Genomic DNA, 23,205 nt, shown 5'->3' on the forward strand with positions numbered 1-23,205 from the left:
CGAAAATATATTAAATCGAAAATTAGCCCAATATGGTCTTATGTAAAAAAAAATAGCGGGAGGGCTTGACACAAGAAACATAGGAGAGAGCGAGACAGCCAAAAGCCGCGAAGCGAAAGCGTTGGCTCTTAGCGTAGCTAAGATGAGCGATCCATAGAGAGCCGAGACATCTGCCTAAGTTTCCTCGGTTGCAATATAATGTTTCAATTCCTTCGGAATTTCCGCTTCAATCGCTTTCGCATCGGTTAGCTCGCGTGAATTTAAGGTTTCCATTCAAATTCGTCTTGCCTAATTTGATTTTTTGGAAAGAATGTTCCCGGCTTTGATTCCGTGGAAACTTCAAATGATCATTCGGCGCCGATCCCGTTTAACGAGACGGAAAGACTCGACGCTTTATATACGTATCGGATCGTAGACACCGCTTCGGAAGAAAAATTCGATTCGCTTACGCAAATCGCGGCTTATATCTGCGAGTCTTCGATCGCAATGATTTCGTTAGTCGATAAAAATCGACTGTGGTTCAAATCAAAAATAGGAACGAACGATGTCGAATTTCCCCGAAACAGTTCGTTCTGTCAGTATACGATTATGCAGGACGACGTCTTGGAAATCGAAGACAGTTTGAAAGACGAAAGATTTAAGAACAATCCTCTTGTTTTAGGTCCGCCTTATTCTCGTTTTTATGCGGGAACTCCTTTAAAAACCCCCGAGGGATTTAACATCGGAAGTCTTTGTGTATTCGATACCAAACCGAAACGACTGGATTCCAAACAAAAGTTGATTTTAAAGGTTTTATCCGATCAGATCGTAGCGAACCTCGAGCTGATAAAAAAGAATCGCGAGCTTATCCTGATTCATGAAAAAGAGGAAGAGCTTCAAAAATCTAAAAATCAGTTTTTTGCGAACATGAGCCACGAAATCCGCACTCCGGTTCACGGAATTTTAGGCGTCGCCGGTCTTCTATCGGAGACGGAACTTCAGTCGGAACAAAAGGATTACGTAGATACGATCCGGAGAAGTGGAAATCTATTACTCAATCTTTTGAATGATATATTAGACTTTTCAAAATTAGAATCGGCTAATATGAAAATAGAAATCATCGCTTTTAACCTGATGGATCTGTTAAAGGACGTGTATTATATTTTCGAGGCGGACGCAAAACGCAAGAATATAGAATTTAAGATGATCGGAAAACAACCCTCTTCTTTGATCGTTTCCACCGATCCCAATCGGCTTAAACAAATCCTAATCAATCTCATCTCAAACGCGTTCAAGTTCACCGATAAAGGAAGCGTATTGATCGAGTTCGATTTCGAATCCGACGCTAAACATTACGACGTAACGATCCGAGTAAAAGACACCGGAATCGGAATACCGAAACAAAAACTCAAAGAATTATTCCAGGCTTACAAACAGATGGATACTTCCGTTTCAAGAAAATACGGAGGAACCGGACTCGGACTTGCGATCAGTAAAAGTCTCGCGGAACTGATGAACTTGAATCTTACCGCACAGAGCGTCATAAATCGCGGAAGTGTTTTCGAAATTTCGGGAAGGATTCCTCTCGCCGAAAAATCGGAAGTGAACTTCGAACCTAAAAAACCGAAATCCGATGCGGGCAAAATTCCGATTCAAGACCTAAGAATCCTGGTTGCGGAAGACAACGAGATCAATCAGATGCTGATGAAAAAAGTTCTGGAAAAACTGGGATATGCGCCCGTGGTCGTCTCCAACGGAATCGAAGCCCTGCATTACGTGGAAACGAGCGGAACCGACGTCTTATTTTTGGACATTCAAATGCCCGACTTGAGCGGAATCGATACCGCCAAAATTTTAACGCAGCATACCAATCAATCCTTACGCCCTTATATTATCGCAATGACGGCTAACGCAAGCCAGACGGACAAGGAAGATTGCCTGGCTTCCGGTATCGACGAATACATCAGTAAACCGTTTCGTAAAGAGGAAATCGCCGACCTTCTGCATCATTTTATTTCCAAAAGGAATCCGAACAATACATAAAAAATTTAGAATATTCCTTTCACTCGCCGTTTGAAAATATTAGTTTTTGATCCTTCTGATTCCGAAACCCTTTTCAACTTGCGGGGTTGGTTATGCGCCTTTTCGGGAGGGAGTTCGGGTATTGTTTCCGATTCAAAACCCGATTCGACATAGTGGACTCCTTTAGTTTCCGGAATACTCCGGAACAAGTTCAGTATTTTTTCCGGTTCTCCGGTTTGAATTACGATGAAAATCTCCTGGGTTTTGTTCTCTATGTCGCGCCGGAGGCGCCAATCCTTCCAGTTGATTGACTTGCGGGATAAAATTCCGATCAGACGCAAAATGGCGGCCGCACCTTCTTCGGATACGATATGATAGGTATAACCTTTTTCTTCTTTTAAATCGCGTGTTAACATAGATTAAATTCCAGAATTCTAATATTCTAATAAATCATTTCTCGGTTTGCTTTTCCCGGCGGAACCATCGGAAGGACGCGTAACTCCGGCGCGACCTGCAAAACCACAAAAGAGGGGCCTTTTCGATTTAGGGCTTCTTCCAAAACTTTTAGCGGAGAAAATTCTTCCCTTAGCTCGAAAGAAGGTATTCCGAAAGAATATGCAATATTCGTAAAGTTCGTAGAGTGTACAAAACGGGACGCGGAAAATTTGGACGAAAAGAACAGCTCTTGTTGTTGTCTCACCAAGCCGAGATGTCCGTTATTCATCAGGAGGATCGTTACGTCGAGATCCAGCTCCCGAAGAGTATCCAACTCTTGAATGTTCATCAAAATCGATCCGTCTCCCGAGATACAAACGATCCTTTTTTCCGGAGAGACCAAAGCGGCTCCGATCGCGGTCGGCAATCCGAATCCCATCGTCCCGAGCCCGCCGGATGTCAAAAGAGATCCTTGATTTCGAAACGGAAAATACTGAGCCGCCCACATCTGGTGTTGACCCACGTCCGTGGTAATGATCGCGCGATCTCCTAAGATTTCCGCAACGCTGCGAATGATCGAAAACGGATGTAAAACGTCCCTTTCTTCGGGCATAGGAAGTCCGTAAAGAGTTTTGAGAGTTCTCACCCGTTCCAACCATCCTTCCGTAGCCGCGTGTTCCGAAGAATATTCCTCGTCCAAGACCCGCGTTAAAAAAACTTCCACATCGTGTTTCAGATAAAGATTAGGATTTTTTAATTTACCGATTTCGGTCGCGTCGATGTCCACATGAACGATTTTCGCGTTCGGACAAAACTCGTTTAATTTTCCGGTGGCGCGATCGTCAAAACGAACCCCAAGTGCGATCAGTAAGTCGGCCTCTTCCAAAACGAGGTTGGTCGCCCTGGAACCGTGCATTCCGAGCATTCCTAAAAATCGAGGATGTTCATCCTCGCAGATTCCCAATCCCATCAATGTGGAAACTACCGGAAAGTTCAGTTTTTCCCTTAATATTCCGAACAACTCCGAAGATAAAGGACGGTTCAATCCGCCTCCGATGTAAAACACGGGTTTTGCCGCTTGGGATAACAATTCTCGGAAACGCTCCATCCACATCGTATCGATCTTCAAAATAAATTCTGGTTTTTGAATATTCCAAAATTCTTTTTCTTTTTGTTCGTCCCATTCGATTTTAGCGGAGGCGACATCCTTGGGAACGTCGATCCAAACCGGTCCCGGACGTCCTTCGATAGCGGTCTTCCAAGCTTGGGGAAGAGTAACGATCAGATCCGCAACGTCTTTTACGAGATAACTTCTTTTTGTGACGGGAACGGATAAACTCAGAGTGTCGATTTCTTGGAAAGCATCGGTGCCGATCATCGAAACCGGAACCTGACCCGTGATCGCGATCAACGGAATCGAATCCATCTTTGCGTCCGCGATCGCGGTGATTAAGTTCGTAACTCCCGGCCCGGAAGACGCGATACAAACCGCGGGTTTTCCGGTCGTTCTCGCCATTCCACCCGCGATAAATCCGGCTCCCTGTTCGTGTCTCGCGAGAATATGGCGGATCTTACTTCCGTATAACGCGTCATAGACGGGAAGGCTTGCTCCTCCGGGAATCCCGGCCACGATTTCGATTCCGGCAAATTCTAAAAATCGAACGATGAGTTCGGCTCCGTTTAGATTCATATCTCATTTCCTTCCATAAACTTTTGATTGAACGATTCATTTCAAACAAGCGCCTTAAAACAAAAAAGCCTCCCCCGGCTTTACACCGGAGGAGGCTTTTCTTAGGATTGCGCCTGAAGTAAATCTCTACAGCGTAAAGCGGGATCCCGGTGGCCGGACGACCACCACAAGCACGAGCCACACCCATACGGTGTTAAGAGAACCTTGTGTTGTTACGCGATTGAGATTCATAAAATGAGTTCTGACACCAACTTGCGCAGAACCTGTTTCGTTTTACAAGCGATTTTTCAGCGCAATCCGATACGATTCCTAAAACCTATCTTTTTTTCCGGACGAAGGAGAGTTGTCGGATTGCGAAAGTCTTAGATCAAACCCCGAATATAACCCATAGATGATTTTAAATTTCGATCAAGAATTTTTAAACGCCGGATTTCATAATTCCAAAACATCATTTTGCAAAAAATCGGATTGAATTCGGACATAAAATTTCGAAGCGTGTAAAATTAAGGAAAAAACCTGCTTTCTAAGCCACACTCGTTATTTAGAATGGCCCTTCTCGTATATTCTTAAAATCTAATTTATCAAGGAAAACTCAAATGGCACAAGTCACACTGAAAGGTAATCCGGTACCACTCGAAGGAAAAATTCCCGCTCCGGGAGAAAAAGCTCCCGACTTCAAAGCGATCAAACAGGATCTTTCCGAATTCAATCTCAAAGACTACGCGGGAAAGGTAAAAATTCTTCTTGCGGTTCCTAGTTTGGATACATCCGTTTGTGCGCTTGAAACAAAAGTGTTCAACGAAAAGGCGGCCGGACTGTCGGACATCGCAACCTTGGTCATCTCCGGCGACCTTCCCTTTGCAATGGGTCGTTTTTGTTCTACGGAAGGAATCAATTCCCCCAATCTCGTAACCGGATCCCAGTACAGAGATTTTTCATTTTCAAAAGCCTACGGAACACATATCGCCGACGGTCCGCTCAAAGGGCTTTCTGCAAGAGCGGTCTTTGTCGTGGACAAATCGGATACGGTGCGTTATGTGGAACTTGTTCCCGAAATCACATCGGAACCGAATTATACGGCCGCACTCGCCGCCGCCAACGCTGCGCTTTAAGAAAATCGAATTCTTCCGGTTTGTTCAAAATCAACTTCAAACCGGAAGAAAATTGTAAGCGTCTACCCTCTTCCTTGCCAAAATAAATCCTCTTTTTGTAACAGCCCGAATCGCCGTCTCCAATTTGTTCGAAGTTATGTATTTTATGATTTTAGAATCCAAACCTTATCGACGTTAGGTGCTCTATTTTAACGTGAATTCGCTTAAGAAAGTTTGGGCATGTCGACGTTTAGTTTGAGTTTGTCCCAAAACCTGTCGAGCGCCAATAGAAGCGAGACACTGAGTTCCACAAAAATGTCGGAGTTCCCACGTTTTAGGGGGGGGGGGTCAGTGAATAGGGATCAGATGTCAGGGTTAAAGTTTTTCCGATTTTATCCATAACGGCACGGAAGAGGTCGGAGTTTACCGTTCGTTTAAAAACGTGGGAGTTCCCACATTTTTAGAATGAACGGTAAGATTTATAGAATTGCATCATATGCTGAAGATTCGAATCGCTTCGGAAAGATCGGAAGCCGTACGAAAAAGCGCCTTGAGCCTCGTTAATTCGAGCATCTTTTCAATCTGCGGGGTAAGCGAATAGAGCGCTAGCCCGGCGCACGGAATTTTACTCAATCGATTCTGAGCCCCGATAAAAGTGGCGATTCCGGAAGAGTCCATAGTACGCACACTCGAAAGATCAATTAGAAGAATATAAATTTTTTTTTCGATCGCATCGTTGAACGCGTCTTTTAGTGCTTTGGCGGAGAATATATTGATGTCTCCCTCAATTTGAATGATGACCGCCGGGCCGGGAAGAGTTCCCGCGGAGGAAATATTTTCAATCGAAAGTTTCATTTCATTGGTTTTGTGACTGATCGAGTTGGTTTTACTATCCATAATCCTCCCTCCGAAAACGTCTGTATTCATATTATTTATATGAATCCGTAAATTCAATAACAAATGAGAAATAAATTTTTGATCGGTTACGGAAGAAAGCACAATCCTTCATTCTTTTCTGGAAAAACTACCGGAAAAAAATGAAGGATTTCGAACATGGAAAATAAAACGAATGAGATTTAAAAAATCAAACCTTACAAAAAGGAAGCGACGCATTGAGCTGCAGCGAACGATTCATAAAGAGGACAAAGACGGATTGAATTTCACTTTGATTTTATCTCAATTGTACTCGAGAAATTTGAATTTATCGTTTCATGAAGATTGCGCGAGTTCCTGACATCTGATTCCTAAAACGTGGGAGTTCCCACAAAATCCGGAACTTTTACTTGCAAAAAGTATGATTTTCTGATATTAGAATCGATCGGCAAAAGACTTTTGCCCGTCAAAACGTAGTAACACAACGCGTTCGCATTGTGCCGGATTTATCGGACCCGCCTAACGTACCGTCTACAAAGAAAATATCCACCGCAAAACTCTTATTGTTATCATATGTCGTTGATGTCCAATACTGAGCATTTGAAGTAACCGGAAAAAAAGTGTCATCAATCGCAGGCATCATTGCAACGGCATTACTGAAATCGATAATACTCAAGAGTTCGTTCGCATTCGGTAATCTCCAGGCTCTTCCGGTTAAATTCATAGCGTTGCAAGTACCCCGCGCCGCATTCCAATCCCAAGCAGTCGGAGGAGTCCCACCCGCGCATCCTAAACCCGTTTGGCCATCCGTACATTTTGTCCAAAGAAGACCCGTATTTAGATCCCGAATCGTTCCGTCTCCGGGGTCCACAAAGGAAAACGCAGGGATAGGATTTCCGGAAACACAACGAAGGTTGAGTGGGTTTCCTTGTAATTGAGTACTAAGTCCTAGAGTCGCGGTCGCAAAACTCACCGCCCAATTCGAACCGAGCAATTTAGCCGCGGGTGTATTCGTCACGTAAGGAATTCCCGAAAACGTATTCGGGAAGGAAGCCGTATCAACATGCGGGTTGTTCGAATAATGCACCAACGAGGCCAACTCTTTTACCGTAGGAATTCTCCAGTCGGTTTTGCCCGCATAACCTTGTCCACCGTTGAGCCCGTTTAAGGCAGAACAACTTCCCGCAAGTCCGGCGTTGGCGTCGGTCCAACTGATCGAAATCGGAGCGCCACCCGCACAATTAGAACCGGTTTGACCCTGAGCACAGGTTTTCCAGGTAAGTCCGTGCAGAGTATCCAGAGTTGTATAATCCGACGGAAATCGACAGTGTTGGGTCGGACCGGTAAAAGTGCGAGCGTTCGGAAGATTATTAAAATTTCCATCGGCGCCGGGCAACAACGTTGCACAATCCTGGACCGTTCCGCCCCCATCCCAACAAAGGGTTTGTCCCGTATCAAAAAGGGCGCTCGGATTGAAATTTGTAGCTGCTCCCGGACATTGAGAATCGTTGGCAGAATTATTTCCTTCTTGTTGCTGTTGTTGGGTAGAATTTACGTTTTGCAAATATTGCAATACGACGTAAGGAGGATCCGGTTTGTCCGGAGGCTTGGCGCAGAAAGAGAGAAAGATTACAAAAAAAGATATTAAATATTTATACATACATTTGCCTATCCGCACGTTCTTTTATATTATAACAAGAAGGAACTTGAGAAAAATCTTCATTTTATGATCTGAATGATTTATTTTAGAATTCAAACGCAACTCCCGAAAGCGCTTCACCGTAATTTCCATTTTAGGACTTATCCCAAAAACCTAAAAAACGCGTGGGAGTTCCCACGGATTACGTTCCCTAATATTCTTTTCACGATTTAGAGTCGTTTTTAGAATAGTTAGAGATTAAGATTTTATTTTACAATTGCACTAACATCTAAAACGTGAGAGTTCCCACATTTCAGGTTTTGGATCTCAAGATAAGAACCTTGCCCTTTCTTTGCTTCGCAAAGAAGCCGCCGCTTCCCGGCGGCTATCTCGCTTTTAAGGTCGCGAAAGGTTTAACTCTATTTCGCTCCCTACGGGTCGCGAAATAGGCGGAAAAGCTCGGGAAGCTTTTCTCTATCAGAAAATCATACTTTTTGCAAGTAAAAAGCTCCATTCTTGTCGGAACACTTGGATTTTATTGTTGTAAAGTCCTGATCCCTAAAATCTAATCACTCGCCACTTGAAACGTGCGTTTTTGATTCTTCTTCCAAAATCCTTCTCAACTTGTGGGTTGTTATGGTAAACAGCAATCGCTAAATGCTACTTCCGTTTTTGAGACACGTTGTAAAATCCAAACGCCTAACTAATCCCTCACCCGCTGATAAAGTTTGTTTTTTAAAATATAATCCGAAACGTTTTTTGAAATTCGATCCGGAATCGTAGATCGAAAAAAGGATTTTCTCAAATCCGTAGAACTAACGGGAATTAAAGGATTTTTCAAAAACTGAAATTGAATTTGAGAGGAAAGATGACGATTCAAGGGAACTACTTCCGAAAATCTTCGAAAGACAAAAACTTTTAGAACTTCATCCAGAATTTTTTCGCAATTATTCCACTTATGAAAATTGGAATAATTATCCTCTCCGATCAAAAGAACAAAGTCGCGATTCGGATAAAGGTTCTTAAGTTCTTGAAGAGTTTGGATCGTAAAACTCGGACCGCTTCGGTTCAATTCCAAATCCAGAATTCGAATCAATTCCGAAAATTCGGAAACAAATAAATTCAACATTTCTAATATATCTTGGGATGAAGAAAGTTTTTCCCCTTTGAGCGGATTCTGACGGTTCGGAATCAGGAAAACCTCCTTACATTCGGAGACTTCCCGAAAAAAAGACTTTAAGATTTCTGAATGTCCCTCGTGAGGCGGATCGAAACTTCCCCCGAAAATTCCGGTAAAATCCTCGGCCAAAGGATTATCCCCGAACTTGTCCGTTTCCGGTCACGTAAGTGGTCGTAGTCGTAAGATGAACCAAACCCATAGGTCCACGAACGTGCAACTTACCGGTGGAAATCCCGACTTCCGCGCCGAGTCCTAATTCTCCTCCGTCGTGAAAACGAGTGGAACAATTGATAAACAACGCCGCAGAATCCAAAGAGTTCGTAAAAATTTTAGCCGTGTTCAGATCTTCCGTGACGATCGCTTCCGTATGACCCGAAGAAGTTTTTTCGATAAAAGCCAAAGCCTCTTCCAAAGAAGACACAGTTTTTACCGAAAGTCTCAAATCTAAGAACTCTTCCAAATAATCCGCTTCTTTGACTGGTTTTCCTTTTGGGAAAAGAGAAAGCGCGGAAGGATCGAGTAAAAGTTCCACACCTTCTTTTGCAAGAGCTTCCAACAATTCTTTTCGGAACGGGTAACCGTTGTGAAGAATCAAATTCTCCGTAGCGTTGCAAACTCCGGGTCTTTGGACCTTGGAGTTGATTACGATCGGAATCACTTTTTCGGGATCGGCGTCCTCGTCGATATAAAGATTACAAACGCCTTTGTCGTGTTTGACGACCGGAATTTTGGAATGCTCGCTTACGAACCTGATGAGCCCCTCTCCGCCTCTTGGAACGACGATGTCGATCAAAGAAGTTTGTTGAAAGAAAGGAAGCATAAAGGAACGATCCGTTTTTTCCACGAATGTGACTGCGCCCGCGTCTACTCCTTCCTTGTTTAGAATTTCATGAAATAGTTTTACTAAAATTGCGTTGGAATGAAACGCTTCGCTTCCCCCTCTCAGAATACATGCGTTCCCCGATTTGAATGAAAGAGCGCCTACGTCGATCGTTACGTTCGGACGAGATTCGTAAATAACCATCACAACTCCGAGAGGAACTCTTTTTGTGACAAGTTCGAGGCCGTTCGGAAGAGTCAAACCTCTCGTAACCTCTCCTACGGGATCGGGAAAAGAGGCGATTTCCCGGACTGCTGAAGCCATTGCACCGATTCGTTTTTCGTTTAAAAGAAGACGATCCATCAAAGCGGAAGAAAGATTCTTTTCCTTGCCGTCTTTCAAATCCGATTCGTTAGCAGAAAGAATTTCAGATTTACGTTTTTCTAATAGATCCGCTAGATCCAAAAGAATCTTATTTTTTTTGGAAGAAGAAAGTTGTTTCAGGGTTCTGGAGGCTTTTTTGGCGCGAGAACATAGATTCTCAACATATTCAATTTCTTTCATATATAGCTTTCCCCGTTTCCGTTTCGATTTTTGCGAATGATTTCCTTTACGTCCTCTTCGGAAAAAACGCGGTTTCCGGAAGGAGCGACTAACGTCCCGACGGAATTCTCTTCCAAAAATTTCCGGATCACGTGCATCTTCTTACCGTTTAAGATCGCGGTGGGAATTCCGGCTTCCGACAATAAACCGGCCGATTTGAGTTTAGTGAACATTCCGCCCGTTCCGGGACCGCTCGGACCGCCTGCGAGGTTTAAATCTTCTTTGGAAATTTTTTCTAAAAAAGGAACCACTTTCTTTTCGTTGAGAAAACCGTCCACTCCCGTAAGAATGATCAGAAGATCGGCGCCTACGATCAAACTTACAAGTGCGGAAAGCATATCGTTGTCTCCGAATCTGACTTCTTCGGTTGCCACCGAATCGTTTTCGTTGACGACGGGAAGAATTCCCCATTCCAAAAGTTGGGTGAACGTGTTCTTTAGATTTTTATAACCTTCTTTGGACTCGAGATCCAAAACGCCGAAAAGTATCTGGGCGATACTCAAGTTCACCTTTGAAAAAAAACTATCATAGAGATTGACGAGCCTGTTCTGACCCATGGCAGCTAACGCCTGTTTTTCGGAAAGGGAATCTCCGGAAGAAACCGAAGACGGGAGTTCGCTTAACAAAAGCCTTCCTCTCGCGATCGCGCCTGAGGAAACTAAGATCACTTTTTTACCGAGATCCCTGAGATGACGGATATCGCTTACCAATTGAAAGAGAAAATCGTTCACCTCGGACGGCGGGCCGGACAATCTCGCGGAACCGACCTTGATTACGATCATCTCCGCGGAACGGATTTTTTCAGAGAGTGAATTTCGTTCCATATTCGTTCCGTAATTTCCTGTAAGTCTGCTCTAGTTGCAAAAGTTTTTTGAATCTAGTTTTACGAAGCCCGTTTCCACGTTTCAAGTGGTTAGGGATTAGTGGATAGTTTTTAGATATCAAAGTTCTACAAAGTAGAATCTCATTCCTTAACTTCCTTCGAGTTTTCGAAAGAATCTAAAATATCGGATTCATTCGAAGAGACCGATCTTGATTCTTTCGTTGATTTAAGAACCTTTTCGATTTCCTTCTTAAAAAAAGTTTCGTCCATACTTTCCAAAAGTTCTTCCAAGTTGGTCCCTTTATCCGCGGAAATGGCGATCACCTTCCCCAGATGAGAAACTTTAGAGATCACATCCTTTGTAAATTCGGGATCATCCCAAACGTCGATCTTATTCAACACAATCAAATAAGGTCGGTTTAATAATTCCGGATTGTAAGTGGAAAGTTCGTTCCGAAGCATCTTCAAATCCTCTTCGATATCCAGAGAAGACGCGTCAAAGAGATACAAAATTCCTTTTACACGTTCGATGTGACGTAGAAAAGAAAGACCGAGCCCAATTCCCATACTCGCGCCTTCGATGATGCCGGGGATGTCCGCAATCGTAAAACGAAATATATCCCCTCTTCGTTTAACAACTCCTAGATTTGGAGAAAGAGTCGTAAAAGCGTAACCCGCGATCTTAGGATGCGCGTCGGTGATCTTCGAAATCAAGGTCGACTTGCCCGCATTCGGAAGACCTACGATTCCGACGTCGGCTAAAAGTTTAAGAGAAAGACGTAAGAATTTATATTCTCCCTCCTCACCGGGTTGTGCAAAACGCGGAGTTTGATTGGTGGAAGATTTAAAATGAGTGTTCCCTTTTCCGCCGCGTCCGCCTCGAACCACGACAAATTCCTGCGTGTCGGAAACAAAGTCGAAGAGAAGATCTCCGGTTTCCTCGTCGTAAATTTGAGTCCCAAGAGGAACAAAGAGAATTAGGTCTTCTCCTTTTTTTCCGGAGCAATTATCGCCGACTCCCGGAAATCCCGCTTCGGCTTTGAACTTCCGTTTCGAAAGGTATTTATCCAAAGTGTACATGGAAAGATTGGGACGAAGGATGATATTTCCTCCGATACCGCCGTCGCCTCCGTCAGGACCGCCGAACTCCACATACTTTTCTCTGCGGAAATGTACGGATCCGGCCCCGCCGTGTCCGGCGTAAACTTCGATGGCGATTTCGTCTACAAAAGATTCCATGTTTTTTGAATATTCTAAATTCTTAAACTAATTTAAAAACAAAAAACCGCAGAGTCCGGACCCAGGAAACGGGCAGGAGGCTGCGGTTCATCCGGTTTGAGTTTGAATATGAGGGGTTATTCCGGGTAAACGGAAACCTGCATTTTCAACTTGGAAACCATCTCGAACTTTACTTTCCCATGAACGAGAGCAAAGAGAGTATGATCTTTACCGAGTCCAACGTTATTGCCAGGGCGGAATTTAGTTCCTCTTTGGCGGACAAGAATGTTACCGGCGAGAACCGATTCTCCTCCGAAGCGTTTTACTCCGAGTCTTTGGGAATTTGAATCCCGGCCGTTCTTAGAGGATCCGCCGCCTTTTTTATGTGCCATTTTCTAATACTCCTATCAGTTCAATTTCTTTCGGATATTGACCTTTCAGGTTTTTTAAACCCGAAAGTATCAAATCAAAGCTATTTTGTATCAATGCATCTTGACCGAGAACTTCAAACCGCAAATAACCGTCGGCGATTTCAGCGGGTTTTACCTTGCCGGATTGTAAGAGGTGCAGATATAGAGTCTGGACCAAAACCGAGACGGCAGAGCAGAGAAGATTCTCACCTTTTTTTCCAAGAGAAGCTGGGGAGTGGCCCTCGCTTTCCAAGGAAGAATAAAATTCTCCGAACCGAGTGATCCGAATTCGGATCAAACCGCGGAAAGGGAAACGACTTTCACTTTTTGGAGCTGTTGTCTGTGGCCCCAAGCCTTCTGATAATTTTTTCTTCTTTTGTAAACGTAAGCGTGAATTTTATCGCCTTTCACATCTTCGAGAACTTTCAGAGAAACGCGAGCGGTCTTGAGCTCGGGTTGACCGATATGAACTTTATTGCTGGATTCCGAGAAAAGAAGAACTTTCGCGTCAAAGGATTCACCTGCGTTTTTACCGGTTTTTTCGGTCAGAAACTCCTGATCCTGGGTTACCTTGTATTGTCTGTTTCCAACTGAAATAATAGCGTACATATCGATCCGGCCTGTTTAAAGTCGTTTTCAACCAATCTGGTCGACCTTATTTGTCGGTCAAGGGTAAAATTCGGGAGTCAAGCGATCTAAAAAGTTGGTCTTTTGCGTATCAAAAATTGCGACAATAGGAGGCGATACGCGTTAGTTCACAAAAATGTGGGAACTACTACATATTTAAACGAACGGTAAATCGGATCTCTTCCGGCCGTTATGGATAATTTTAACCCTGACATCTTGTAAAGTCCTAACTCTGATTCCTGACATCTACTACGTGGGAACTGCTACAATTTCCGAAGAAACTCTTCGACAATAAAGAATATCCCTAAAAGAGGCTAGAATTGAATGTCGCTATCTCCTTAATGACGCCGGAAAGCGAAGTAATTTTAGTTCAAAAAATCTTTTTCGGACAAAGAGGGTTGTATTCAAACGAAGGTGGCTTAATAACCAAAAATAAATCAGTTCAATTTCAGTAAATTCACGTGGGAATAACAAATATTTTGAACTATATAGAATTCATCCTATTATAAATTCGTTGGGTGTTTGAACAGGATCATAAAAAGAATGATTCCAATTCCTTAAAGTCCAATACGAAACGCATTCAAATTTCGGAAAAGCGCCGTATATGTAAAAAAGTCCTTAGATCATTTTTTTATCAAAATAAGAAGTAAAAACTAAAAAACGAGCAAAAAATTACTTTCCAAAGAGTTAACCGATCTGTAGATACATACAATCTTTTTAGAAAAACAAAACTAATCAGATATTTGGATCTAATTCAATTTCAACAGGAGATACAAATGGTATCAGGAATTACGCTCATGGTGCTCAGCATCCTTGCTGTGCCTTCCCTGCTTTTGGCAAAAAAACCGGACGCAAAAGAGTTACTTGCAAAGATTTCACCTTATCAAGGTTGGATCGGTCTGGTTTTCTGCTTTTGGGGAATCTACGGAGTCATCTTTTCCGGAATTCTCGGACTCGGAATGATTTCCACTTGGCCTATTTACTGGGTAACTCTTCTTGCAGGAAACATCATGCAAGCAATTCTCGGGTTTATCCTCGGATTCGGCACTATTTCTACTTATGTTCTTTCTAAGAACGAAGAAGCAAAGAAAAAAGGGGCAGAACTCTTAGCAAAATTGGCTCCCATCCAAGGTAAGTTGGGAATTATTGGAATCGCAGTCGGAGTTTGGACGATCATCGCATCCTTCTTGAACATGTAATTCCATTTTTCCGGGTGAAACATTCACCCGGAACATTCCTCTTCGATTTAAAATCCTATTTTTTTAAAAACAATTTAGATCTCAATTCAAAGAAACCATAAATAAACCGGTTCGTTTTGTAGGGAGTCACTTTCGTTTAATTTGCAAGAGCTCCCACATTTCAAGTTGAAATTCCCGAAGCGTCGAATCTGAGTCGCCGACGCACCCGAGAATTTTTCACAACAAAACCTTTATGCGGAAACGGTCTCCAATTGTTTCTTTTTAGCAGTTACGGTTCGGGCTTCTCCATAAGTCATCCATTGGCCGGTTTTCGAATCGATCACCTTACAGCGAGAAGTTGATTGAATGTAATCTCCGAAAATCGTATCTCTTTCGGAAATATTATCCCCATAAACCGTCTTGATTTCATTCAGGGCGCGTTTCAGATTGTAAAATGGAATTTTCATGTGAACGTGATGCGGCATATGAATGAAAATATTATGAAAGAAAAAATTCATGATCGGATTGATGTGATAATTGACGGTTCCCTTCATCTGTCCGTAAAACGGAGTCCATTCCTCTTTTGTTTTCCATGGGATTTTGGAATGAATGTGGTGAACGTAAACCGTGATTCCCATAAAATAATTCCATGCGATAAAAGGTAGCAAACAAACCTTAGTGAACATCCACAACCCCGTTCCGACATTGAAAACTCCGGAGCCGGAATAAGCGCCGAAATAAAAAACGAGACCGGATGAAATCAACGCGAAAGAAAGCATAATCCATTTATCTCTTCCCGCTTCCTTAAGAGGAGCCGTAAACAAAACCATTCCTTTAAGCCAAACTTCGATCATATAATAAAAACCGCCGCCCCAAGCCGACCAGAAAAATCGATGCGTTAACTTTTTAAATATTCCAAATTTTGCATATTCCTCCGTTGTCACCGGATGCCATACGAAATCACCCTGTCTTTTAATCGTATGTCCGTGATGGATTCTATTATGGCCGTACGCCCATTGATTGTATGCATGTAAGGAAGGGAGCATCGCAATCTGTCCGATCCAATACTGAAGAAATTTACTTTTGAATAGCGCTTCGTGAGCGCAATCGTGTCCTACGATAAACAGTGCGGCGATCGTCATCCCCGCAAAAAACCACAAAAAAGGAAGAATGTACCAGTTATTTACATTCCAAAGAAGTGTTATCGCGAGACCGAAAAAAAACAAATCTCTCAAAAAGTAACCGATCCCTTTGATTGCGGGATTTGCAAACGTTTCCTCCGATAGAGTTTCCCGAACGGCCCCAAGGGTTTCTTTTGGGGAATAATTGATTTTATTTTTCACTTTCATTTGATTCTCCTTAGCGAACGCTGTTCGCCAATGCATAGTGAACAATGTTCACTATGCATTGGATTTTAGCAAGAAAAAAATAGAGAATTTTTAGGAGTTCCCACGTTTCCGGGGAGAGGGATCACTATTTGCTGTGGGAACTCCCGCGTTTCAAGTGGATAGGATTCCGAATGACCTTTGGAAACCTCTAAAAACCCACATTTTTTGAAAATCTATATTATAGAATGTTTTAGAAGTGCGTTTTACGCTTATCAAAATATCGAAACGAAAATTTGTAAGAGTTCCCGCACTTTAGGGTTAGGACTGACCTTAGAAGATCTCATGGAAAGGTTAATGTTTATAGAGACCGACGCGCGAGTTTCCCACAGTGGATTTATAGGGCCGTGGTGTTGGAGTTTTATTTAACGTGAGCTCAGAATAACCAATGCGAAAGCGATTGTAGTGGAAATCCTGCAATGCAACATGATTCTAAGTATGAATATTTTGGAATATACTAATAATACAACATGTTGCTTTGCAGATTGGAACGAAAAGCGCGGTCCGGCCTTTGGCAAAGCCAAGGCCGGATTCGCCCAATCTTTATTACGTCAAATTTGCGTTTTTTAAGAAAACTCGCGTCAAAAGAAAAACTACCGATTCAATTTAAAAAATGGGAATCGAACGGGCCTAAGTTCGTTCGGGTTCGCAATTTGGTAAAGAACGTGCTCGGATAGGGTGTGTTCGGAGGGTAGATTAGGATGTCGGAAGAAACCGATTTCTTTGAGTCCGATTCTTTTCATAACCGACTGAGAACGTGTATTCAAAACGGAAGTGAAAGAAACCACTTTTGGAAATCCAAGTCGTTCGAAGCCATAGTGCAGACAAGTAGATGCCGCTTCTGTCGCATATCCTCGGTTCCAAAAAGAAAAATTCAATCTCCAACCGATTTCGACTGCGGGAGTAAACGAGGCCTCGAAAGAGACGTTCAGAAATCCGGTAAAACCGACCCATTCTTTTGTTTGTTTCGTTTCAAAAAACATTCTTTTCTTCCTTTTCAGGGTAATTAGCCCGCCGATTTTACTTTGAGGAAAACTTAATCGTTTTTAAGGAGAATTTCGGTTCCTATTTTATTGGAACTATGAAATTCTTTTTGTGAACCAGGGTTACGAAAAATTTAGTATTGCCAAAGGGAATTCCGCCGATAATATGGATAAAGAATTACAGTTATTCATTCGATTTTCTAACTTCTAAAACGTAGTCCTATCTTAAAGTTTGCTCTTATTTCTAAGTTCTGCATCTCTAAAATTCTTCTACTTCCGGTTTCCGGAAAACGCTGTTTTTAAATCAAGATAACTTGATCTAATTTACAACCTCACGAGGCAAATATGTCGGTTAATATTTATGTAGGAAATCTTTCTTACGATCTGAACGAAGGAACGTTAGGTGATCTTTTTAGAGTTCACGGGGCCGTTAATTCCGTAAAAATCATCACGGACCAGTATTCCGGAAAATCCAAAGGTTTCGGTTTTGTCGAAATGCCGAATAAGGATGAAGCGGACAAAGCGATCAAGGATTTGGACGGAAAAAACGTTCTTACACGCAACTTGAAAGTAAACGTTGCAAAACCGAAAAACGACAGATTTTAATTTAGAATTGATCCTAAGACCTTTTCACATGGATGTGAAAGTTTTAGGATAAGTTTCTTACCCCGAAAGAAATTCAATGAATTTCTCCTTAAGGTTCGCGAAGTAAATTTTGCGGGCATTGTAGGTTTTTAGAAATTCATTGTTTTTAAAACGAATCCGGTCGTTTCAAAAATCGCTTGAAAGGAAAATTTCTTTTAAGCGATTTTGAAGGCCGCGTCCGAAAGTTTTCCCCATTCCATTGCGCTCGACATACGTTTTAAAGTGAAAACTTTAGTTTAGGGTGACGTAAGAGTTCCAATGTCTCGCTCTCTACCATAACCAATCCCACAAGTTAAGAAAGCTTTTAGAACAAGAAGGATCGAAAACGCCCTTTTTCAAGTCGACTTACAGCAATTTAGTAAAACATAAATCACTAAATTAGGAATTCATTTGATGTAAAATCTGCAATCCGCGCAAGGTCAACAGAGGATCGATCTTATCGAAAATTCCCGGATGAGATACGTCAATGACCGTGACCAAACCTCCGGTTCCGATCACGCGATAATCTTCGCCTTTTTCCTTTTTAATTTCACGTATGATACCTTCCAAAAGACCGATCCAGCCGAAAAAGAATCCGGCTTGAATCGACTCGATCGTGGAATCTCCCAAAATTTTTTCGGGAGATTGAAAAACAATCGGAGGAAGTTGAGAAGTATTCCTCGTCAAAGCATCCATCGAAAGTTTCAATCCGGGCGCGATCACTCCTCCGAGATATTCGGGTTTTTCGTTCAGGACACAAAACGTTGTCGCCGTTCCCAAATCGATGATGATGGATTTTCCGGGTGAATCGGTCACACAAGCCGCTGCGTTTACAAGTCGATCGGCTCCGATTTCATAGGGCCTCGGATACGAAATCGAGAAAGGGAGTTTCATCTGATAATGAACTCGAATCGCCTCGATCTTAAACCAATCTTGAAACATTCTCTCTAAGATCGGATTTAACGTCGGTACAACGCTGGAATAAATCCCGCCCGTGATTTTTTCGTTTTCGTTTTCAATTTTGAATTCTCTTAAGAATCCTCTGAAGAACAATCCGAGTTCGTCGGATGTCCTGTCTTTTCTGGTTACGGTTCGTCTGTGAAAAAGAGGAACGTTATTTCCGTTTTCGAAAATTCCGAAAACCGTATTCGTATTGCCGACGTCGACTACTAAAAGCATTTTAGTTTAGAGAATGGAAGTCCTCCGGACTGTCAATGAAATCCAGGCTCGTCCCGGAAGGTGTTTTTAGAATTAAAGAGCCGTTTTCACCAAGTCCTTCCAAGATTCCCGTTTGTAATTTTCCATTTTCGGTATAACTAACGGATTGTCCCTTCCAGAGCAGGAGTTCGTTTAACAAAATGAGTTCTTTTTTTCTTCCTTCCACGTCCTTCCAAAGCAGAATCGCTTCGTTCAAAAACGGAACCAGCTTTTCCAAAATCTCGCTTTTTTTACCGGCTCGATTCGGATTCGTATTTAAAAAACCCGCATCCGGAAGATGAGCGGGAATCGATTCGTTTTTTCCATATAAGTTCAATCCGACCCCTATGATTAAAGTCGCGGAAGGACCTTCCACTTCGGATTCTATTAGAATTCCTGCAACCTTTTTGCTTCCTCGATACAAATCGTTCGGCCATTTGATTTTGATTTCCCGAGTGAGTTCCGGATATACGGAAAGAATCGCCTTACAAACGGCGGTGCCTATAAAAAGGGAAAGCCCCGGTCCGCCATCGAAATTTTCCAAACCGATTTTTCCCGAAAAAATCAAAGACTCTTCACCAAAGACTTCCCAAGTTCGATCCTTTCTTCCCCTTCCCTCGGTTTGTTCTTCTGCGACGATCCAAGTTCCGTGCGGGAACTCCTGGCTTTTGATGATTGAATTTGTAGAGGTTACGGAATCCATAAAGATTCCTTTTTCCGGTTGAAGCAATACATTCTGCATGCCTAATTCTATTGTAGGAAGATCGGTTTACGCAAGTAGAAAAAAGGTCGAATCGAAATCGTTTTATACGAAATGATAATCAAGTTTAAAACTTTTATCCTTTGCGAATCCTTTCTTTAACGCGAATTGGAAACGAATTTTTTTCAGTACAACAAAATTCAAACGATAAAATCAAAGATATTCGCAAATTGAACGCTTTCGGATTGAATTAACGGCGATTTATAAATAGAGAGTTTTTGTTAAAGAATCAAAAAGTAAAATTGGTTCCGTTCCTATTACTTAAGGGCAAGATTATAACTATTTTTAGTGAGGATCGTTTTATAATTCCTTTAAACCTCAAATAAAAAGCCCCGGTATTGAACCGAGGCTTTTAAATTTCCATTCTTCTTTTAGAAAAACGGGTTCGATTTTCACTTTAGAAAAATCTAAAGTTCTAATTAACCTTTGTATCTTTCGATCAACATGGACCCGGCGATACCGCCGTGAGCGCAAGCGGTGATCACCACTTTGTTAGCGGAAGGATCTTCCTTTAAGTCCATGATCGCGTTCGCAATCAAACGGATTCCGGTCGCGCCGAACGGATGACCGATCGCGATGGAACCGCCGTTCGGATTGATTTTTTTGGCGTCGAAAGATTTTTCCCAATCCCAACCCGTATCCATTTTGATCTGCTCCAGAGCCCCGACTGCGGTTGCAGCAAACGCCTCGTGGATTTCCACGTAATCGATGTCCTGGATTTTAAGGCCTACATCGGCTAACAAAGCTTCGGTGGCGACGGCTTGTCCGATTCCCATGTTGTTCGGATGAACGCCTTTCATATGCCATCCGGATACAACGGCTTCGATTGTCAGTCCGAGTTCTTTCGCTTTTTCAACGGTTGTAACGATCACACCCGCAGCTCCGTCGGAACGAGGACTTGCGTTAAAAATGGAAACCGTAGGACCGTGGGATTTTTTAAGATCCTTCGCGTATTTCGTTTTGAACTCTTCGAATTTCATTCCCGGATTGTCGAACATAAGCATAGCGCGTCCCATACGAGTCGGGTTTTCCACCAAACCTTCGCGCAGACCCACCGCTTCGTCGATGGCGAGTTCGTTTCCTTCGTCGTCTTTCATCGGAATAATGTAAGGAGCGTATCTACCCGCTTTAGAAGCTTCTAATGCTCTTTTGAAAGATTCGAAAGCGATTTTGTCTTGGACTTCGCGAGAAAGACCATAATTCTGAGCGACGATTTCCGCGGTCACTTGCATGCCGTAAGAAGTCTCTCCGTCTCCGAGGCCGTCTTCCAGAGTATCTCTCAGTTCGACACCTTCCGGTAGGTTGTCCGGAAGAAGTTTTTTCAGTTTATCCAGAGATCCCGCTTTTTTGTTCAAACGGGCGCCTTTAACGATAAAAGGCATGGAAGTTTGAGATTCCTCTCCGATCGCGAGAAACACTTCGCCTTCCCCGAGAACGATTCTGCGAGCGGCTTCCGCAACCGCTTCCATTCCGGAAACGCAATTGTTTGCGACCGTGATACAGGCGATCTCGTCTCTCATTCCGACCAGATTTGCGATCACTCTTGCGGAGTTAGGCGCGTTACTGAATCCTTCTCCTACGACAACCCCGTCGATTCGAGACGGTTTCAGTTTGCTTTTAGCGAGAATATCTTCCGCGACTATTTTTCCCAGGTGATGTCCGGGATACGGTCCGAGTGCTTTCGCGATCTGAGCAAAAGGAGTTCTTCTTGGTGTACAAATTGCCAATGGTTTTGCTAATTTCATTTTCTTTCTCCAAACTTCAAATTCTTAATCATAAATCCTATATTTACTTTCGAGAATATTCAAAATTCTCAACATAATCTCCCACGAGTTTCTGAAACTCTTCGGGCGCCTTTTTCGGCCGGGACTTGGCGAGCGAAACCACCAATTGTTCGTCCTGAACCGCGAAATATCTTAGACCGGTTTCCACGTCCGTAACTTCGTGCCTCATATAACTCCGGATCTTTTCAAATGAATGGATCCAAGTGCTTACCTTGATTTTTCTTCCCGCGGGAACGGGATGAAAAAATCGAAACACACCGCCCATAAAAAACATCGTGGTATCCATCTCCACAAATCGTTCGAGAGTCAAACCGGTCTCGGTGGAAAAAAACCATCTGGCATCTTCCACGATTCTCCAGAGATAAGCGGGATTGTATTCTCCGAATATGTTTCTCTCGCTGTACAGAGTGACCATCTCCGTGTCCACAGTCTTACAAGTTCCTCGGAAATCGGGAATTTGCTGGAACTGATCGAATCCGGTTATCTCCGTTTTTTCATAAGGGAGAAGATCGATCGGACTTTCGTCTTTTTCCGAATACGTAAGGGTTTTGATTTCCGCCGCAGGGATACCCGCGTCCGATAAAATTTTTTGATCCCAAAAAATTTTACCGTCTTTGAGAGAGAAAGCCGTCGTTTCCGTCCTCAAAGTGGCCCCTTCCATCTGCTGGGCAAAAAATCGAATCTGAGATTCCAAAGGATGAATCGCAATCCCTTGAGACAAAATCTCCCTAAGGGAAAAACCGTTCTTTTCCAAGGTCCGAAATCGGCCTTCCAGACAGAAATTCTCGTAAGTTCTGCTGGTCACGTGCCTCTGAGTGTCCAGATCGGATATCCGAGTCACGAGTTGAATTTCATCCGCGATCATATCGGCCCTCCGTATTTTTGGAGATTCTAACCCTAATTTAGACGGAGCTAAATTTAGATCAAACAAAAAAACAGAACGTTCGTTCTGTTTTTTTATCCCTCACTTTCAAAGTCATTGACAGAAGTTTTTTCGGATGGGAAAATGAACCTTATAGTATTTCTGGACATACGACGTTCCGTCATGAAAACTCAACCGCGTAAAAAAAAGGAATCAGGGACAGGCGTTCGGGAAAGAATTTTAGACACCGCCACTTCTCTTTTCTACAAGCAGGGTTTTTCCAATACCGGTATGAGACAGATCATTCAGGAATCCAATTCCGTTGCGGCGAGTCTGTACGATCATTATCCTTCCAAAAAAGAATTGGGCCTTGCCTATTTGGCGCGCCAGGAAGAGAAAACTCTCAGCGATCTTCAAGATTTGATGGATCGTTATCCGGACCTCGGAGAATTTTTAAGAGCCTGGGTGATTCTCAAAGAAAAACAAATACGCCACGGAGAATTTGTCGGATGTCCTTTTGCGGGTTTTGCGAGTCAGGTAATGGATTCCGATCCCGAATATACGGAATTCTTAAAGGACATCGTCGGCAAATGGACCCGCATGATCGGAGACTATCTTCAAAAGGCGATCGGTTCCGGTCAGCTCAAAAGAAACATGGACATTCAATACGTTGCGAGGAGAATTTTGATGGCCTATCACGGTTCGGTTACGATGTGGAGAATGACTCAGGAACTTCGTTTTATCCGTGAAATGGACGATTCGCTCCGCGAGATCGTGGAAGAATACAGGTACTAGGGGTAGATGTTAGGAATCAGTGGTTAGTTAATTTACGGAGTAAGGGAATTTTACCTTGTTAAAACCCAGTCGCCCTTTGAGGAAACCCTGATTTCTATTCACTGACTCATAGAACGTTGACAGATGTCATGATGTTTGATGAACAAAATTAGGAATTAAAAGACCTAAATGCTGGTGAAGCCTAACATTGTTGTAAAACGAAACGGCTGATTTCAGTAACTTATCCA

Annotated in this window: 20 protein-coding genes and 4 pseudogenes; 7 read left to right on the forward strand and 17 right to left on the reverse strand. The window is 42.9% G+C overall.

All coding sequences use genetic code 11. The annotated features are described in order from the left end of the window. Nucleotides 1-330: 330 nt before the first annotated feature. On the forward strand, nt 331-2,022 hold the full coding sequence (locus LEP1GSC194_RS15575) for a GAF domain-containing hybrid sensor histidine kinase/response regulator (RefSeq protein WP_020774505.1): 1,692 nt from the start codon (nt 331-333) through the stop codon (nt 2,020-2,022). Between the two features lie 113 nt (nt 2,023-2,135). On the opposite strand, the pseudogene LEP1GSC194_RS15580 reads toward LEP1GSC194_RS15575, so the two are convergent. Both LEP1GSC194_RS15580 and ilvB read right to left on the reverse strand, forming a co-directional pair. Further along, nucleotides 2,136-2,417, reverse strand: a pseudogene (locus tag LEP1GSC194_RS15580) (hypothetical protein); the annotation flags it as partial. A 26-nt stretch (nt 2,418-2,443) separates the two neighbouring features. Beyond that, nucleotides 2,444-4,126, reverse strand: a complete 1,683-nt coding sequence (ilvB, locus tag LEP1GSC194_RS15585) for a biosynthetic-type acetolactate synthase large subunit (RefSeq protein ID WP_020774512.1) — start codon at nt 4,124-4,126, stop codon at nt 2,444-2,446. A gap of 596 nt (nt 4,127-4,722) precedes the next feature. Here ilvB and tpx point away from each other — a divergent pair. After that, entirely contained in the window at nt 4,723-5,238 is a 516-nt protein-coding gene (tpx, locus tag LEP1GSC194_RS15590) for a thiol peroxidase (RefSeq protein WP_020774500.1), read from the forward strand. Between the two features lie 471 nt (nt 5,239-5,709). On the opposite strand, the gene LEP1GSC194_RS15595 is transcribed toward tpx, so the two are convergent. The 9 genes from LEP1GSC194_RS15595 to rplU all read right to left on the reverse strand — a co-directional run bounded on the left by LEP1GSC194_RS15595 (nt 5,710) and on the right by rplU (nt 13,392). Continuing rightward, nucleotides 5,710-6,114: an STAS domain-containing protein gene (locus LEP1GSC194_RS15595; RefSeq protein WP_036043324.1), complete on the reverse strand. Its 405-nt coding sequence runs from the start codon at nt 6,112-6,114 to the stop codon at nt 5,710-5,712. A gap of 442 nt (nt 6,115-6,556) precedes the next feature. Then, nucleotides 6,557-7,750, reverse strand: coding sequence for an Lcl C-terminal domain-containing protein (locus LEP1GSC194_RS15600; protein WP_017810187.1), 1,194 nt, complete (start codon nt 7,748-7,750; stop codon nt 6,557-6,559). Nucleotides 7,751-8,432: 682 nt separating this feature from the next. Further along, on the reverse strand, nt 8,433-9,038 hold the full coding sequence (gene nadD, locus LEP1GSC194_RS15605; protein ID WP_017810185.1) for a nicotinate (nicotinamide) nucleotide adenylyltransferase: 606 nt from the start codon (nt 9,036-9,038) through the stop codon (nt 8,433-8,435). Nucleotides 9,039-9,042: 4 nt separating this feature from the next. Then, a complete protein-coding gene (locus tag LEP1GSC194_RS15610; RefSeq protein ID WP_020774494.1) occupies nt 9,043-10,293 on the reverse strand; it encodes a glutamate-5-semialdehyde dehydrogenase in 1,251 nt (416 codons plus the stop codon). After that, nucleotides 10,290-11,156, reverse strand: a complete 867-nt coding sequence (proB, locus tag LEP1GSC194_RS15615; protein ID WP_020774509.1) for a glutamate 5-kinase — start codon at nt 11,154-11,156, stop codon at nt 10,290-10,292. Before proB ends, LEP1GSC194_RS15610 begins: the two co-directional genes overlap by 4 nt. Nucleotides 11,157-11,296: 140 nt before the next feature. Beyond that, nucleotides 11,297-12,394 (reverse strand): GTPase ObgE, encoded by a 1,098-nt coding sequence (gene obgE / locus LEP1GSC194_RS15620; protein ID WP_017809554.1) that lies wholly within the window; start codon nt 12,392-12,394, stop codon nt 11,297-11,299. A 116-nt stretch (nt 12,395-12,510) separates the two neighbouring features. After that, nucleotides 12,511-12,765 (reverse strand): 50S ribosomal protein L27, encoded by a 255-nt coding sequence (gene rpmA, locus LEP1GSC194_RS15625; RefSeq protein ID WP_002629808.1) that lies wholly within the window; start codon nt 12,763-12,765, stop codon nt 12,511-12,513. Continuing rightward, entirely contained in the window at nt 12,755-13,081 is a 327-nt protein-coding gene (locus LEP1GSC194_RS15630) for a ribosomal-processing cysteine protease Prp (protein WP_020774483.1), read from the reverse strand. The genes rpmA and LEP1GSC194_RS15630 overlap by 11 nt, the downstream gene beginning before the upstream one ends. Further along, the gene (gene rplU, locus LEP1GSC194_RS15635; protein WP_020774487.1) at nt 13,078-13,392 is read right to left on the reverse strand and encodes a 50S ribosomal protein L21; all 315 of its coding nucleotides are present in this window, start codon (nt 13,390-13,392) and stop codon (nt 13,078-13,080) included. Before rplU ends, LEP1GSC194_RS15630 begins: the two co-directional genes overlap by 4 nt. Before the next feature lie 794 nt (nt 13,393-14,186). Between rplU and LEP1GSC194_RS15640 the strand changes: the two genes are divergently transcribed. Further along, nucleotides 14,187-14,609, forward strand: a complete 423-nt coding sequence (locus LEP1GSC194_RS15640; protein ID WP_020774510.1) for a hypothetical protein — start codon at nt 14,187-14,189, stop codon at nt 14,607-14,609. Between the two features lie 230 nt (nt 14,610-14,839). Here the strand turns inward: LEP1GSC194_RS15640 and LEP1GSC194_RS15645 are convergent, their stop codons facing one another. Next, nucleotides 14,840-15,937, reverse strand: coding sequence for a fatty acid desaturase (locus LEP1GSC194_RS15645; RefSeq protein ID WP_020774490.1), 1,098 nt, complete (start codon nt 15,935-15,937; stop codon nt 14,840-14,842). A 629-nt stretch (nt 15,938-16,566) separates the two neighbouring features. Next, nucleotides 16,567-16,947, reverse strand: a pseudogene (locus tag LEP1GSC194_RS15650) (GNAT family N-acetyltransferase); the annotation flags it as partial. A gap of 140 nt (nt 16,948-17,087) precedes the next feature. Between LEP1GSC194_RS15650 and LEP1GSC194_RS23200 the strand changes: the two are divergent. After that, nucleotides 17,088-17,269 (forward strand): annotated as a pseudogene (locus LEP1GSC194_RS23200) (hypothetical protein); the annotation flags it as partial. Between the two features lie 32 nt (nt 17,270-17,301). After that, on the forward strand, nt 17,302-17,562 hold the full coding sequence (locus LEP1GSC194_RS15655) for an RNA recognition motif domain-containing protein (protein WP_002995161.1): 261 nt from the start codon (nt 17,302-17,304) through the stop codon (nt 17,560-17,562). A 417-nt stretch (nt 17,563-17,979) separates the two neighbouring features. Here LEP1GSC194_RS15655 and LEP1GSC194_RS15660 read toward each other — a convergent pair whose 3' ends face one another. From LEP1GSC194_RS15660 to LEP1GSC194_RS15675, 4 genes are all read right to left on the reverse strand, one after another. Continuing rightward, the gene (locus tag LEP1GSC194_RS15660) at nt 17,980-18,759 is read right to left on the reverse strand and encodes a type III pantothenate kinase (RefSeq protein WP_020774513.1); all 780 of its coding nucleotides are present in this window, start codon (nt 18,757-18,759) and stop codon (nt 17,980-17,982) included. Between the two features lies 1 nt (nt 18,760). Further along, nucleotides 18,761-19,519, reverse strand: coding sequence for a biotin--[acetyl-CoA-carboxylase] ligase (locus LEP1GSC194_RS15665; RefSeq protein WP_021064462.1), 759 nt, complete (start codon nt 19,517-19,519; stop codon nt 18,761-18,763). Nucleotides 19,520-19,956: 437 nt separating this feature from the next. Beyond that, nucleotides 19,957-21,282, reverse strand: coding sequence for a thiolase family protein (locus LEP1GSC194_RS15670; protein WP_020774508.1), 1,326 nt, complete (start codon nt 21,280-21,282; stop codon nt 19,957-19,959). Between the two features lie 43 nt (nt 21,283-21,325). Beyond that, on the reverse strand, nt 21,326-22,186 hold the full coding sequence (locus LEP1GSC194_RS15675; protein ID WP_020774511.1) for an acyl-CoA thioesterase: 861 nt from the start codon (nt 22,184-22,186) through the stop codon (nt 21,326-21,328). Here LEP1GSC194_RS15675 and LEP1GSC194_RS22730 point away from each other — a divergent pair. Further along, nucleotides 22,182-22,386 (forward strand): annotated as a pseudogene (locus LEP1GSC194_RS22730) (hypothetical protein). The gene LEP1GSC194_RS15675 and the pseudogene LEP1GSC194_RS22730 overlap by 5 nt on opposite strands. After that, nucleotides 22,367-22,978, forward strand: coding sequence for a TetR/AcrR family transcriptional regulator (locus LEP1GSC194_RS15680; protein ID WP_002995249.1), 612 nt, complete (start codon nt 22,367-22,369; stop codon nt 22,976-22,978). Before LEP1GSC194_RS22730 ends, LEP1GSC194_RS15680 begins: the two are co-directional and overlap by 20 nt. Nucleotides 22,979-23,205: the final 227 nt, after the last annotated feature.

The sequence above is a fragment of the Leptospira alstonii serovar Sichuan str. 79601 genome (assembly GCF_000347175.1).
GTDB classification, from domain to species: domain Bacteria; phylum Spirochaetota; class Leptospiria; order Leptospirales; family Leptospiraceae; genus Leptospira; species Leptospira alstonii.